This window comes from Nocardiopsis sp. iso_237 (assembly GCF_056173345.1).
In genome coordinates this window covers 5,559,894-5,573,982 of record NZ_CM149669.1, presented here as the reverse complement: position 1 = coordinate 5,573,982, position 14,089 = coordinate 5,559,894, and the positions used below count along the sequence as shown (strand labels likewise).

Annotated in this window: 10 protein-coding genes and 1 tRNA gene; 8 read left to right on the top strand and 3 right to left on the bottom strand. The window is 70.7% G+C overall.

What is annotated here, in order from left to right:
- Positions 1 to 276: 276 nt before the first annotated feature.
- Positions 277 to 1,620, top strand: a complete 1,344-nt coding sequence (locus tag AC0VYM_RS25030) for a short-chain fatty acid transporter (protein WP_475456151.1) — start codon at positions 277 to 279, stop codon at positions 1,618 to 1,620.
- A 1-nt stretch (position 1,621) separates the two neighbouring features.
- Here the strand turns inward: AC0VYM_RS25030 and AC0VYM_RS25025 are convergent, their stop codons facing one another.
- Together AC0VYM_RS25025 and AC0VYM_RS25020 are read right to left on the bottom strand one after the other, a co-directional pair.
- Complete coding sequence (locus AC0VYM_RS25025) at positions 1,622 to 3,064, bottom strand: FtsW/RodA/SpoVE family cell cycle protein (protein ID WP_475456149.1); 1,443 nt, start codon at positions 3,062 to 3,064, stop codon at positions 1,622 to 1,624.
- A 132-nt stretch (positions 3,065 to 3,196) separates the two neighbouring features.
- The gene (locus AC0VYM_RS25020; protein ID WP_475456147.1) at positions 3,197 to 4,402 is read right to left on the bottom strand and encodes an FAD-dependent monooxygenase; all 1,206 of its coding nucleotides are present in this window, start codon (positions 4,400 to 4,402) and stop codon (positions 3,197 to 3,199) included.
- A gap of 204 nt (positions 4,403 to 4,606) precedes the next feature.
- On the opposite strand from AC0VYM_RS25020, the gene eno reads away from it, so the two are divergent.
- From eno to AC0VYM_RS24990, 6 genes are all read left to right on the top strand, one after another.
- A complete protein-coding gene (gene eno / locus AC0VYM_RS25015; protein WP_475456145.1) occupies positions 4,607 to 5,890 on the top strand; it encodes a phosphopyruvate hydratase in 1,284 nt (427 codons plus the stop codon).
- Positions 5,891 to 6,052: 162 nt separating this feature from the next.
- Positions 6,053 to 6,427: an FtsB family cell division protein gene (locus tag AC0VYM_RS25010; protein ID WP_475463219.1), complete on the top strand. Its 375-nt coding sequence runs from the start codon at positions 6,053 to 6,055 to the stop codon at positions 6,425 to 6,427.
- Between the two features lie 52 nt (positions 6,428 to 6,479).
- On the top strand, positions 6,480 to 7,064 hold the full coding sequence (locus AC0VYM_RS25005; protein ID WP_475456143.1) for a DUF501 domain-containing protein: 585 nt from the start codon (positions 6,480 to 6,482) through the stop codon (positions 7,062 to 7,064).
- Entirely contained in the window at positions 7,061 to 8,053 is a 993-nt protein-coding gene (locus AC0VYM_RS25000; protein WP_475456141.1) for a Ppx/GppA phosphatase family protein, read from the top strand. The genes AC0VYM_RS25005 and AC0VYM_RS25000 overlap by 4 nt, the downstream gene beginning before the upstream one ends.
- A gap of 359 nt (positions 8,054 to 8,412) precedes the next feature.
- Positions 8,413 to 9,789: an NAD(P)/FAD-dependent oxidoreductase gene (locus AC0VYM_RS24995; protein WP_475456139.1), complete on the top strand. Its 1,377-nt coding sequence runs from the start codon at positions 8,413 to 8,415 to the stop codon at positions 9,787 to 9,789.
- Positions 9,790 to 9,920: 131 nt separating this feature from the next.
- A tRNA-Leu gene (locus tag AC0VYM_RS24990) sits at positions 9,921 to 9,994 on the top strand.
- Between the two features lie 432 nt (positions 9,995 to 10,426).
- Here the strand turns inward: AC0VYM_RS24990 and AC0VYM_RS24985 are convergent.
- Entirely contained in the window at positions 10,427 to 12,178 is a 1,752-nt protein-coding gene (locus AC0VYM_RS24985; protein WP_475456137.1) for a helix-turn-helix domain-containing protein, read from the bottom strand.
- Positions 12,179 to 12,388: 210 nt separating this feature from the next.
- Here AC0VYM_RS24985 and pruA point away from each other — a divergent pair, with 210 nt between their 5' ends.
- Positions 12,389 to 14,014 (top strand): L-glutamate gamma-semialdehyde dehydrogenase, encoded by a 1,626-nt coding sequence (gene pruA / locus AC0VYM_RS24980; protein WP_475456135.1) that lies wholly within the window; start codon positions 12,389 to 12,391, stop codon positions 14,012 to 14,014.
- Positions 14,015 to 14,089 lie beyond the last annotated feature (75 nt).

Here is a 14,089-nt window from a genome sequence, read left to right as displayed (position 1 = left end):
CCCGGCCTCCGGCCGACCACGGTGCACGCGACCCGGTGGGAGTCGCGCTCCGCCCCGGCGTCCGGAGCAGCACGATCGTCGCTCCCCGCCCCGTTACGGCGGGTCCACCCGTCGACCGCACCCCGCGAACGGCTGGGCCAGCTCGGAAGAACCTCACATAGGTCAAGTTGATCTTGACTCCCGTGTGACCCGTGCAACACAGTGCTCTCACCTCGGGGCCCGGGGCTCCGGCACCCTCCGCCGCGGTCCGGGCCCCCGTACACGTGGGAGCCCCTCATGCGCCGCTTCGGAAACGCCCTCGCGGCGTTCAGCACCAGATGGGTGCCGGACGCCTTCGTCTTCGCGGTCATCCTGTCCGCCCTCGTCTTCGGGATGGCCCTGTTCCTCACCGACCGGACGCCGATCCAGCTGGTCGGGGACTGGTACGGCGGGTTCTGGGGCCTGCTGGAGTTCGGCATGCAGATGGCCCTGGTCCTGGTCACCGGGTACGCACTGGCGTCCTCGCCCCCGGCGCGGCGGGCGATCCTCCGGGTGGCGGGGCTGGCCCGGGGGCCGCTGACGGCGGTCCTGGTCACGGCCGTGGGCTCCGCGCTCCTGGGCATGGTGCACTGGGGGCTCGGTCTGATCGCCGGTGCCCTGCTGGCCGTGGAGGTGGCCCGCTCCTGCAAGGAGCGCGGGATCAGGGTGCACTTCCCGCTGGTCGTCGCGGGCGGCTACACGGGGCTGATGGTCTGGCACAGCGGCCTGTCCGGTTCGGCGCCCCTGCTGGTCAACACCCCCGGGCACTTCCTAGAGGACCAGATCGGCCTGATTCCGCTCAGCGAGACCATCTTCCAGCCCTTCAACCTGGTCTTCCTCGCGGCCATGCTGATCGGCGCACCGCTGCTGCTGATGAGCATGACCCCCAAGGCGGAGGAGAGCGAGGAGATCGGTGACACCTCCGACAGCGAGCCGGGCCCCGGTCGGCCCGGCCGCGACGAGCTGCGCGCCCTGTCCCCGGCGCAGCGCCTCATGCACAGCCGGGTGCTGGTGTACGCGGTGGTGGCCGTGGGGCTGGTCCACCTGGTGCCCGCGCTCGTGACCAACGGTGTGGTGGGCATGGACATCAACCTGCTCAACTTCGCGTTCCTCATGGCCGGGCTGGGCCTGCACGGGACGCTGGCGGGCTACTCGGCCGCCGCCGCCGAGGGGGCGCGGAACGCCTCCGCCGTGATCATCCAGTTCCCCTTCTACGCCGGGATCATGGGGATCATGGACACCTCGGGGCTGCTGGAGGTCATCACCCAGTGGTTCATCTCGTTCTCCACCCCGTTCACGTACCCGTTCTGGGCCCTGATCAGCGCGTGCCTGGTCAACCTCGCGGTGCCCTCGGGCGGTGGCCAGTGGGCCGTGCAGGGGCCGGTGGTCATCGGCGCCACCGAGACCCTGGGCATCCGCCCCGGGGTGGGCGTCATGGCCGTGGCCATGGGCGACCAGCTCACCAACGGCATCCAGCCGTTCTGGGCGCTGCCGCTGCTCGCCCTGACCAAGCTCAGGGCGGGCCGCATCCTCGGCTACTCGGCGGTCGTGATGCTCTTCGGCATCCTCGTCGCCTCGCTGTGCATCACGTTCCTGACCTGAGTCAGCGGATGCCGTCGGGCAGGTCGCGCACGTTGATCACCTCGGTCGAGGGGTCGCCGGGCGCCAGCCCCGAACTGAACGACTCCTGCGGTCGGCGGGCGGACTCGCTGATGGTCAGCAACAGGCCCACGATCAGCCAGTTGGCCATGAGCGCGGATCCGCCCGCCGACATGAAGGGCGTGGTCATACCGGTGAGCGGGATGATCAGCGTGGCGCCGCCGAGCACGATGAAGACGTCGAACGCGGTGATGAACCCGTAGCCCAGGGCGGTGAGCTTCAGGAACACGTCGCGGCAGCCCAGGGCGATGCGCAGGGCCCGCTGGGCGAACAGCAGCAGCAGGGTCAGCACCGCCATCAGCCCGGTCAGGCCCAGCTTCTCGCCCGTCGACACCAGGATGAGGTCGCTGTCGGCGGCGAACAGGTTCTGCGCGTTGCCGCCGTCGAACCCGGTGCCCAGCAGCCCGCCGTAGGCCAGGGCGATCATGCCCTCCACCACCTGGAAGCTGCCGCCCGCGCTGTGGTACACCTCCGGGTCGAACGCGTTCAGCCAGATCCGCACCCGGTTCTGCACGTGACCGAACATCAGGTAGGCGACGTACGCCCCACCGGAGAAGGCCACCAGCCCGATCAGCACCCAGGACTTGCGGGCGGTGGCCGCGTACAGCACCGCCAGGAACGTGCCGAAGAGCAGCAGCGAGGTGCCCAGGTCCTTGGTGCCCACGAGTAGCAGGATCGCCACGCCCCAGCCCACGGCCATCGGGGCCAGGTCCCGGGCGCGCGGCGCGCTGAACACCTTCACCCCGCCGATCCGGAAGGTCCGGGTGACCAGCGCCATCACCTCGCGCTGGCGGCCCAGGTACGAGGCCAGGAAGATCACCAGGAGCACCTTCGCGAACTCCGAGGGCTGCATGGTGAAGGGCCCGATCATGATCCACCGCCGGGCGCCGAGCACCTCGTGGCCCAGCGGCGACAGCGGGAGCAGCAGCAGGACCAGCGCGACCAGGGCGATCAGGTAGGTGTACATCGTGAGGCGGCGCGGCTGCCGGACGAACGCGATGGCGGCGGCGCACAGGACCATGCCGACCAGCGTCCACATCAGCTGCCGGTCGGCCTCGCTGCTGCCGGGCGCCTGGTCCCGGGTCATCTGGAGCGCCCAGATCATGGTGAGCCCGATCCCGCTGAGCGCGGTGGCGACGGGGAGCAGCACGGGGTCGGCGTAAGGCGCCACGAACCGCATCAGCACGTGCAGGGCGAGCGCTCCGGCGCCGAGAACCAGTCCGTAGACCAGGACGCGGTTCTCCACACCGCCGGTGACCGACAGCGACGCGTAGAGCAGAGCCGCGAAGGTCACCCCGATCGAGGCGAGCAGCAACGCCAGCTCGGCGCGTCTCTGTCGTGCGGGGCGCAGGGCCCCGTCCACCGGGTCGGTCTTCGGGTTGGCCATGCTCGTCCTCTACCGTTCACGCGGGGCCGTGGCTGTTCCGGGCACGGATGGGGGGGACGGTGGCCCTCAGTGGGAACTATAGACAGGCCCGTGGACCCGGCAAGGGGAACGGCCACTTCCGGGCGGTTCGGTTTAGCCGGTTCCGGGCGGCGCGGGGGCGTCCAGGTCGATCCCCTCGGCGGCGTCGGCCACCCGTGTGTCCAGACCGGACAGCCGGGACAGGAGCCCGCTGAACCTCAGCAGCACGTCGCGCCCGACCAGGCCCAGGCGGGAGCGCGGCGCGAGGAAACCCAGTCCGGTGTCCGCGATGGCCTGGTTGGCCAGGACGTACGGGCGCATCCGGGCCTCGTACGCGTCGAGCGCGACGGCGGGGGCCGTGTGCCGGGACAGCTCCTGGGCCAGCACGTACGCGCCGACCAGCGCCAGAGTGGTGCCCTGGCCGGACATGGGGGAGGGGCCGTACCCGGCGTCTCCCAGCAGCGTCACCCGTCCCCGGGACCACCGGTCCATGCGGATCTGTGTGACCGAGTCGAAGTAGAAGTCGGGGCTGTCGTCCAGCCCGTCCAGGAGTCGCGCGCACTCCCAACCGGACCCGGCGAAGCGGGCGCGCAGGTACGCCTTCTGCTCCTCCTCCGGAGCCCGGTCCACGCCCCGCGGCTCGCGCTCGTGTATGAGGAAGAGGGCCTTGGCCCCCGGGAAGCGGGGGGAGGTGCTGATCCCGGCGGCGCGGCCGGGCTCGTTGTACAGGCGCACCTCCCGGTCCTGGCCGAGGAGGTCGGGGACGGTGGCGATGCTGATCAGGGCGCCCAGGTAGCGGGCGTAGCGCTCCTCGGGGCCGAAGACCAGTCCCCGGGTGCGGGAGTGCAGGCCGTCGGCGCCCACGACCAGGTCGAACACGCGGGGTTCGGTGCGCTCGAAGGTCGCGCGGACCCCGTGCGGGGTCTCCTCCAGAGCGGTGACGGTGTCGTCGTACAGGTACTCCGTGTACGCGGTGGTGGGCTCGTGCAGGATGCGGGTGAGATCGCCGCGCACGACCTCCAGGGACCGGTCGTGGTCGGTGTCCATGGTGGTGCCGATGTCGGCGCGGATCCGGCCGTCCGCGCGGACGAACACGGTGCGGGAGGTCTCGGTCACACGGGCGCGGAGGGCCTCCAGCACTCCCATGCGCCGGGCGACGTCGACGGCGACGCCGCGCACGTCGACGGCGTGCCCGCCGGTGCGGGGAGCGGGGGCCCTCTCCACCACGGTGACGCGGATCCCGTACCGGTGGAGCCAGTGGGCGAGGGCGGGTCCGGCGACGCTGGCCCCGGAGACAAGGACGGTTCGAACAGCGGTCACGGTCGACGACTCCTTGGGTGTCGAGGATCCCTCACGCTAGACCGAGAAGCCTGGGAGGACCAGCGGGGAGGGGCTCCGGGGGCCGATGACCCGTATGGACTAGACCAATGTGGCAGGGCGGACGCCACTGACCGGCTCAGGGGTCGCTAGTCTCGTGTCCGGGCCCGGAACTGTGGGCCCAGACACCGAAGATACGGAGAGATCGTGGCGTCCATCGAGTCAGTCCAGGCGCGGGAGATCCTTGACTCCCGGGGCAACCCGACAGTCGAGGTCGAGGTCCTGCTCGACGACGGGACCATCACCCGAGCTGGTGTCCCCAGCGGTGCCTCCACCGGCAGGTTCGAGGCGGTCGAGCTGCGCGACGGCGGCGACAGGTACGGCGGCAAGGGCGTGACGAAGGCCGTCACCGCCGTCAACGACGAGATCGCGGACGAACTGCTCGGCCACACCCCCGACGAGCAGCGCATCATCGACCGCGCGCTGATCGACCTGGACGGCACCCCGGACAAGTCCCGGATCGGCGCCAACGCCATCCTGGGCACCTCCCTCGCCGTGGCCAAGGCCGCCGCCGAGGAGGCCGGTCTGCCGCTGTTCCGCTACATCGGCGGTCCCAACGCGCACGTCCTGCCCGTGCCGATGATGAACATCCTCAACGGCGGCGCGCACGCCGACAGCAACGTCGACATCCAGGAGTTCATGGTCGCGCCCATCGGCGCCCCGACGTTCTCCGAGGCCCTGCGCTGGGGCACCGAGGTCTACCACTCCCTGAAGGCCGTCCTGAAGTCCCACGGCCTGGGCACCGGCGTCGGTGACGAGGGCGGCTTCGCCCCCGACCTGGAGAGCAACCGCGCCGCCCTGGACCTCATCGTCGAGGCGATCGAGAAGGCCGGGTACAAGGTCGGCACCGACATCGCGCTGGCCCTGGACGTGGCCGCCAGCGAGCTGTTCTCCGACGGCGTGTACACCTTCGAGGGCAAGACCCGCACGGCCGAGGAGATGGCCGCCTACTACGCGGAGCTCGTCGACTCCTACCCGCTGGTCTCCATCGAGGACCCCCTCGACGAGGAGGACTGGGACGGCTGGAAGAAGCTCACCGAGCAGCTCGGCGCCAAGGTCCAGCTGGTCGGGGACGACCTGTTCGTCACCAACCCCGAGCGCCTCCAGCGCGGCATCCTCGCGGACACCGCCAACTCGCTCCTGGTGAAGGTCAACCAGATCGGCACCCTCACCGAGACGCTGGACGCGGTCTCCCTCGCCCAGCGCAGCGGCTACACGGCGATGATCAGCCACCGTTCCGGCGAGACCGAGGACACCACCATCGCGGACATCGCGGTGGCCACCAACGCCGGGCAGATCAAGACCGGTGCCCCGGCGCGCAGCGAGCGGGTCGCCAAGTACAACCAGCTCCTGCGCATCGAGGAGGAACTGGACGACGCCGCCGTCTACGCGGGCGTGTCGGCCTTCCCGAGGTTCGCCAGGCGCGGCTAGTCTGCCCCAGTGTCCCGCGAATCCAAGCAGCCGCCCACAAAGGCCAAGAAGGCGACCAAAGCCGACAGGCCTGCGAAGGCCGCTGCCCGGAACGGCGCCAGGCGCGCCGGTGACGCGGGCACGAAGGACTCCGGCGTGGGCCGCACCTCCCGGGTGCGGCCCATGCTCACCAGCCGCGCCGCCATCCTCGCGCTGGTCGTGTGCGTGATCGCGCTGAGCCTCGCCTATCCGCTGCGCGAGTACGTGATGCAGCAGTCGCAGATCGCGCAGCTCAAGGAGGACCGCGCACGCATGGAGGAGAACGTCGCCGACCTCCAGGAGCGCGAGGAGGCGCTGAGCGACGAGGCGTTCGTGGAGCGCGAGGCCCGCGCCCGGCTCCACTACCAGTACCCCGACGAGACCGCCTACATCGTCATCCGGCCCGAGTCCGAGGCCGAGACGGAGGCGGACCCGGCGGAGCCCACCGAACCGTGGTTCACCGAGCTGTGGCGCACGGTCGAGGAGGCCGACAGCCCGGACCCCGACGCCGGTCTGTAGGCCCCGCGGACCCGGCCCGTCCGGGTGCGGCGGCAACTATGCTGGGCTGGTCATGACTTCCGCAGATCAGCCCGTTCCGGGGCACACCGACGGCGGTCCCGCGTCCGAACGGGACCTCGCCGCGATCGAACTCCAGTTGGGCCGCCAGCCGCGCGGGGTCAGTGCCGTCGCGCACCGATGCCCCTGTGGCCTCCCCGACGTGGTGAAGACAGCTCCCCGCCTGGAAGACGGCACCCCCTTCCCGACGTTGTACTACCTGACATGCCCGCGAGCCGCCTCCGCGATCGGTCGTCTGGAGAACGAGGGCCGCATGCGCCGGATGCAGGAGCGCCTGGGGGAGGAGCCCGAGCTCCAGGAGGCCTACACCAGGGCCCACGAGTCCTACCTGGAGGAGCGCGCCGAGCAGGCGCGCGCCGACGGGTTGGAGCCGTTGCCCGAGGGCATGCAGAGCACCGGTGGCATGCCGACGAGGGTCAAGTGCCTGCACGCGCTGGTCGGCCACGAGCTGGCCGCGCCGGGTACCAACCCGTTCGGGGCGGAGGCCCTGACCGAGCTTCCCGAGTGGTGGGCCAAGGGCCCGTGCGTGTGCGTGGACGAGAGCGCCCCCGAGGGCGCTGAAGGGACGGACGCTTCATGAGCGGTGTCGCGGCGATCGACTGCGGAACCAACTCGATCAGGCTGCTGATCGCGGACGTGGTGTTCCTGGGCGACGACGAGGTCCAGGTGGTCGATGTCGACCGCCGGATGGAGATCGTGCGGCTGGGTCAGGGGGTCGACGAGACCGGCGCGTTCGCGCCCGAGGCCCTGGAGCGGACCCTGGAGGCGCTGCGCGGCTACGCGGAGACCATCGAGGCGCACGGCATCGAGCTGGGTCCGCACGCGGTGCGCATGGTCGCCACCAGCGCCACCCGGGACGCCAGCAACCGCCAGGAGTTCGTGGACGGTGTCCGCGCGATCCTGGGTGTGGAGCCCGAGGTGGTGACCGGTCTGGACGAGGCCGAGCTCTCGTTCGTGGGCGCCACGGCCGAGCTGGAGGCGCAGGCCGCCGAGGGCGAGGCCAACGCGGACTTCACGCCGCCGTTCCTGGTGGTCGACATCGGCGGGGGCTCCACGGAGTTCGTGCTGGGCGGCCTGGACGACGACGAGGACCTCGTGCGCGCGGCCCTGTCGGTGAACGTCGGCTGCGTGCGCATGTCCGAGCGCCACCTGCGCGACGACCCGCCCACCAGGGAGCAGATCGAGGCGGCCACGGCCGACATCGACGCCGCCCTGGACGAGGTGGAGAAGGTCGTCCCGTTGCGGGAGGCCGGTTCGGTGGTGTGTGTGGCGGGGACCGCGACCACGGTCGCCGGGATCGCGCTGGACCTGCCGGAGTACGACTCGGAGCGGATCCACCACGCACGGGTCTCGGCCGAGGACCTGGAGCGGATCACGGGTGAGCTGCTGGCCTCGCGGCACGCGGAGCGCGCGGAGATCGGCGTGATGCACCCGGGCCGCGTGGACGTGATCGCGGCGGGTGCGCTGGTGCTGTCGCGTGTGCTCGCGCGCACCGGCGCGGACCGCTTCACCGCGAGTGAGCACGACATCCTCGACGGTGTCGCGTGGAGTCTCATCGCCCCTGAGTAGAATCAGGGCAAACTGGTACTAAAGAGGACATAGCCTCCTCGAAGGGGACCTTCGGCCGATCCGGAGGGGTCCTTCGAGGGGGGTCCCACAGGGCCCCTGGGTGAGACGCGTCACCCGGAAGACTCTTGTGAATGCATTCACAACCCGCCTGACCTGCATAAACGTCGTCGCCTTGCACGTGAGGATGGTGGGAAGGTGGGCGAATGTGAACCTTCCTGCGGGGAGGGGCTTGTGAAAGAATGCACAAGCAGGACGAACCACGGCACCACGGACCCCGGTGCGGGGCACCGAAGACCGTGACAGCCTTCGCGGCCCTTGAGGCAAGGGCGCCAAAGATTAACCGTTAGGGCGGAAATGCGATGACCGAGAGCAGGAACTACCGGCTGGTGCACGGCGGCGGGGACGAGGCGGAGATCCCGCACATCCTCATCGTCGGCGGCGGTTACCTCGGGATGTACACCGCGAGGCGACTGGAGAAGAAGCTCGGGTCCGGTGAAGCCCGCATCACCGTCATCGACCCGAACTCCTACATGACCTACCAGCCGTTCCTGCCCGAGACGGCCGCCGGCAACATCTCCCCGCGCAACGTCGTGGTCCCGCTGCGGAAGGTCTTCGACCGCGTCCGCGTGCTGGGCGGCCGCGTCGTGCGCATCGACCACGCCGACAACACGGTCCGCTACGAGCCCAACGTCGGTGAGCCCCAGACGCTCCACTACGACTACCTCGTGATGGCGGCCGGAGCGGTCTCGCGCACCCTCCCCATCCCCGGCCTGGCCGAGTGGGGCATCGGGATCAAGACCGTCGAAGAGGCGGCCTACCTGCGCAACCACGTGCTCAACCAGCTCACCATCGCCGACTCCACCGACGACGAGGCCGTGCGCGCCAAGGCGCTCAACTTCGTGTTCGTCGGCGGCGGGTTCGCCGGTGCCGAGGCCATCGCGGAGCTGGAGGACATGGTCCGCGACGCGGTCCGCCTCCACCCCTCCATCGACCTCTCCGACGTGAACTTCTACCTCATCGAGGCCGCGGACAAGATCCTGCCCGAGGTCGGCCCGGAGGTCGGCGGCAAGGCGCTCAACCAGCTCCGCCGCCGGGGCATCGACGTCCGCCTCAAGACCTTCCTCGAATCCGCCGTCGACCAGCGCATCAAGCTCAGCGACGGCGCCGAGTTCGACGCGGGCACCCTGGTGTGGACCGCGGGCGTCAAGCCCAGCCCGGTCGTCTCCGCCAGCGACCTGCCGCTCGGCCCCAAGGGCCACGTCGACACCAGCGAGTACCTGACCGTCAACGGCACGGACAACGTCTTCGCCGGCGGTGACAACGCCCAGGTCCCCGACGGCAACGGCGGCTACTACCCGCCCAACGCCCAGAACGCGGTCCGCCAGGCCCCGGTGCTCGCGGACAACGTCATCGCGACCCTGCGCAACGGCAAGCTCAAGGCCTACCAGCACAAGAACCTCGGCGCCGTCGCCGGGCTCGGCCTGCACAAGGGCGCGGCCCAGCTGTTCGGCAAGATCAAGCTCAACGGCCGCCTCGCCTGGTACGCGCACCGCTCGTACCACCTGCTCGCCGTGCCCACCTTCAACCGCAAGCTGCGGGTCCTCTCCGACTGGACGCTCGCCTTCTTCCTGCGCCGCGACTTCGCCGCGCTCCCGGAGATGTCCGAGCCGCGCCAGGCCTTCGAAGAGGCCAGCCAGCCCCAGGTGGAGGACGGCCGCCTGCGCCGCGTGAGCTGACCCCGCGCGACGCCTTCGGCTGCGAACACGAACGAAACGACCGGCTTCCTCGCGAAGCCGGTCGTTTCGTGTCCCCATCCGGCCAAGCCGAACCAAAGTGGGCAATCGGCCCGGCCGGTATGATGGGCCACGCCCCCGTAGCCCAATGGAAGAGGCAGGCCCCCTAAAAGGGTCACAAGTGTCGGTTCGAGTCCGACCGGGGGTACTTTGTCTTCCTGCATCTCCGCTTCGCTGTGGTGCGGGTTCAGGTGTGTTTGTTTTGGGCCTCCGCTTCGCTTCGGCCCGTGTTCGGGCGCCCGAGTAGCCAGGGACTTCTTCATCCTCGTCTACGCCTGACGCTCGTTCCTCGCTGGCGGCTTGTCTCGTCTTGCAGAACCCTGGCGGCGCCCGAACGGGCACCCCCCAGCGGCTGAGGGGGCCCGGGTTCAGGCGTGTTTGTTTTGGGCCTCCGCTTCGCTTCGGCCCGTGTTCGGTCACCCCCAGCGGCTGAGGTGCACGGACGGGACTCACAGTTGGGGTTCAGGGCCCGGGTGGGTCTCACGGCCCGTGGCTGAGGAGAACGGTCGGGACCCACGGTTGGGGTTGAGGTGACCAGGTGGGGCTCGTAGGCCGGGCTGGCCGGGGACCCGTGTGCGGATCAGCCCTGTTCCATGAGGAGCTGGAGCTGGGTGAACAGGCGCTCGCCCGGGTCGGAGAGGTCGATCCCGCTCACCGAGGCGGCGCGGCGCACCCGGTACCGGAGCGTGTTCGGGTGGATGTGCAGCCTCTCGGCGGCGGCCCGTGCGTCACCGAAGGCCTCCAGGTAGGCCAGCAGGGAGTGCACGAGGTCGGCGCCGCCCGCCCGGTCGTACTCGATCAGTCGGCTCACCCGGGGGTCGCGGAGCGACGGGTCGGCGCGCAGGTGCTCCAGGGTCTCGCTGATCAGCACCCGGGAGCGCACGTCGGAGATGGTGGCCACCTCCCAGTCCGTGCCGCCGTCCAGGTCGCGGCCCATCGCGTCCAGCACCCGGTCGGCCTCGCCACGGGACTCGGGCACGTCGCGCAGCCGCTCCACCAGTGAACCCACGGCCGCCTGCACGCGCAGGCCCAGGGCGGCCCGTGCGGCGGCCACGGTCTTGCGGGTCAGCGCCAGCACCGACTGCTCCACACCGCGCCAGCCGTCGCCGCCGGGGGCGCGGGCCAGGTCGGGCAGCAGCACGTACACGCGGCCGTCGAGCTCGGTCACCAGGGAACTGCGCCGGTAGGCGGCCGTGTGCACGGACACCAGGTCGATCAGCTGGCGGCGGCGCAGCTCGCGCACGGGCCGGTCCGGGCGCTCACCGTCCGTGCCCTCGGGTTCGGCCTCGGGCTGGCTGAGGGAGAAGGCCGCCACCAGGGCGGCCCGCTCGGTGTGCACCTCGACGGTGTCCGCGAGGGCGCTCGCGTCGATCCGCCCCTCAAGCAGGCTGGACAGCAGGTCCTCGCGCAGCCGGAGCCCGGCGCTGGTCTGGGTACGCTGCCGGATCATCTGGAGCGCGGTCGTCCGGGCGGCGCCGAGCAGGGCCTCCTCGGCGTGCTGGGAGAGGGGCTGTGAACCCTCCTGCACCCAGATGGCGCCCAGCGGTTGGCGTCCGGCGTGGATACCCACCGCGAGGCGGCGGCGGATGCCGAGCTCGGGGTGCTCCTCGATCCGGACCACCTCCTCGCCCGCGCGGAGCTTGGTGAACACGCCCCACTCCCGCAGGAGCGCCAGATAGGACTCGGGCCCCTGGCGGCCGAGCACGGACAGGCGCCGCAGCTCGTCCACCTCGGCGCCGCTGGAGTAGGCCAGGACCCGGCTGGCGGAGTCCTCGATGCTCACCAGCCCGCCGGTGAGCTGGGCGATGGTCTGCGCCATGGAGAACAGGTCGCCGGTGGCCTCGCCCAGATCCTCGGAGGTGGTCAGCCGGGCGTCGTCCACGATGCTCTGGCACACGGACTGGAGCTGGTCCCAGCGCACCTCGGGCCGGACCGCGAGGAGGGCCACGCCGTTCTCCTGGGCCTCGGCGCGCAGGGTCCGCAGCTCGTCGGCGCCGGACCTGGACCGGCGGGACTCGGAGGAGGGCGGGATGGTCTCCTCGGCGGGCGCGTACCCGCCCGCCTTGACCGCGACCGCCGTCGCCCCCTGCGCGGCGAGCGCCCGGACCAGGCGGCGGGCGGCCCCGCCGCGCACACCGATCAGGAGGACCAGGTCCCCCTCGCGGGCCTCCACCCGGTCCTCGGGGTCGATGATCACGACGTTGTCCACCTGAACATCCAGCCCGTCCGGTGCGGCGGCGACGTCCAGAATCGGGTCGCCAAGGGCCAGGAGGAGTCTGCGCAGGGGCAGCCCCGCGCCTTCTTCACTCTGTGATCCTGATTGACCAGGCATCATGTGGTTCCTCACCGGTCGGGTCCGGGAACCGACACTACTGGAGGGGCGAGGGAGCGGCGCCGGGGCGCGTGTGCCTGAGTTTGTTCTGGTGAACAAATAAGGCTGGCAAAGAGTGGCCCGTCCCACAAGGTCGGCGGGGGTCGGTTCTGGGACTGTTGAATCAGTCAACCCTGCTCATTCAGGGACATTCTTTCCAGGGAGGTGCCCATGGACGCCGTGACCAACGTCCCGCAGCCGGTGAACGAACCCGTTCTCACCTACGCGCCCGGGAGCGCGGAGCGCGCCGAGCTCGTCGCCAAGCTCGAGGAGCTCGGTCGCGAGAGCATCGACCTGCCGATGCGCATCAACGGCGAGAGCCGTATGGGTGGCGGCGAGCCGATCGACGCCGTCCAGCCGCACAACCACGCGTCCGTCCTGGGCACCATGCGCAACGCCACCCACCAGGACGCCCGCGACGCCGTCGCCGCCGCGAAGGCCGCCGCCCCCGCCTGGCGCGCCATGTCCTTCGACGACCGCGCCGCGATTATCCTCCGCGCCGCCGAACTGCTCGCCGGCCCCTGGCGCGCCACGATCAACGCCGCCACCATGCTCGGCCAGTCGAAGACCGTCCAGCAGGCGGAGATCGACTCGGCCTGTGAGCTCATCGACTTCTGGCGCTTCAACGTCGCCTACGCCCGCCAGCTCATGGAGCAGCAGCCCCTGAGCGTGCGCGGCGTGTGGAACCGTATGGAGCAGCGTCCGCTGGAGGGGTTCGTCTACGCGATCACCCCCTTCAACTTCACCGCCATCGCGGGCAACCTCCCCACCGCCCCCGCCCTCATGGGCAACGTGGTCGTGTGGAAGCCGTCCCCGACCCAGCAGTTCGCCGCCGAGCTCACCATGCGCCTCCTGGAGGAGGCCGGGATGCCCCCCGGCGTCATCAACATGGTCACCGGTGACGGCCTCGCCGTCTCGGACATCGCGCTCAACGACCCCGAGCTGGCCGGTGTGCACTTCACCGGTTCCACCAAGACCTTCCAGCACCTGTGGAAGAGCGTCGGCGAGAACATCTCCAACTACCGCTCCTACCCGCGCATCGTGGGCGAGACCGGTGGCAAGGACTTCATCGTCGCGCACCCCTCCGCCGACCCGGAGATCCTGCGCACCGCCATCGTGCGCGGCGCCTTCGAGTACCAGGGCCAGAAGTGCTCCGCCGCCTCGCGCGCCTTCGTCGCCCGCTCGGTGTGGGAGAAGATGCGCGACGACCTGGTCGCGGAGACCGAGGCCCTCACCATGGGCGACGTCACCGACCTGTCGAACTTCGTCGGCGCCGTCATCGACCGCCGCTCCTTCGACAAGCTGGCCAAGGTCCTGGAGGACGCCAAGTCCGACCCGACCCTGACCATCGTCGCGGGCGGCACCGCCGACGACTCGGTGGGCTACTTCGTGCGCCCCACCATCATCGAGGGCACCGACCCGACCAACGACGTGTTCCGCACGGAGTACTTCGGTCCGGTCATCGCCGTCCACGTCTACGAGGACGACAAGTTCGAGGACGTCCTCAAGATCGTCGACGAGGGCTCCGCGTACGCCCTGACCGGCGCCATCCTGGCCAACGACCGCGCCGCGGTGGCCAAGGCGACCGAGGCCCTGCGCTTCGCGGCCGGCAACTTCTACATCAACGACCGCCCGACCGGCTCCATCGTCGGTCAGCAGCCCTTCGGCGGCGGTCGCGCCTCCGGCACCAACGACAAGGCCGGTTCCGCCCAGAACCTGTCCCGCTGGGCCAGCCCGCGCGCCATCAAGGAGACGTTCGTCGCGCCGACGGTCTCCTCCTACCCCCACCAGGGGTAGTCACCGGCGGCCGCGCCCCCTCCTTCCGTCCGAAGGGGGCCGCCGCCACCACGGGGCCCGCTCCCCGGTGCCGCG

What these genes read in the sequence shown, in the direction of transcription:
- AC0VYM_RS25030 (WP_475456151.1), top strand. Translation starts at nt 277, where the DNA reads ATGCGCCGCTTCGGAAACGCCCTCGCGGCGTTCAGCACCAGATGGGTG.
- AC0VYM_RS25025 (WP_475456149.1), bottom strand. Translation starts at nt 3,064, where the DNA reads ATGGCCAACCCGAAGACCGACCCGGTGGACGGGGCCCTGCGCCCCGCA.
- AC0VYM_RS25010 (WP_475463219.1), top strand. Translation starts at nt 6,053, where the DNA reads ATGCTCACCAGCCGCGCCGCCATCCTCGCGCTGGTCGTGTGCGTGATC.
- AC0VYM_RS25005 (WP_475456143.1), top strand. Translation starts at nt 6,480, where the DNA reads ATGACTTCCGCAGATCAGCCCGTTCCGGGGCACACCGACGGCGGTCCC.
- AC0VYM_RS25000 (WP_475456141.1), top strand. Translation starts at nt 7,061, where the DNA reads ATGAGCGGTGTCGCGGCGATCGACTGCGGAACCAACTCGATCAGGCTG.
- AC0VYM_RS24995 (WP_475456139.1), top strand. Translation starts at nt 8,413, where the DNA reads ATGACCGAGAGCAGGAACTACCGGCTGGTGCACGGCGGCGGGGACGAG.
- AC0VYM_RS24985 (WP_475456137.1), bottom strand. Translation starts at nt 12,178, where the DNA reads ATGCCTGGTCAATCAGGATCACAGAGTGAAGAAGGCGCGGGGCTGCCC.
- pruA (WP_475456135.1), top strand. Translation starts at nt 12,389, where the DNA reads ATGGACGCCGTGACCAACGTCCCGCAGCCGGTGAACGAACCCGTTCTC.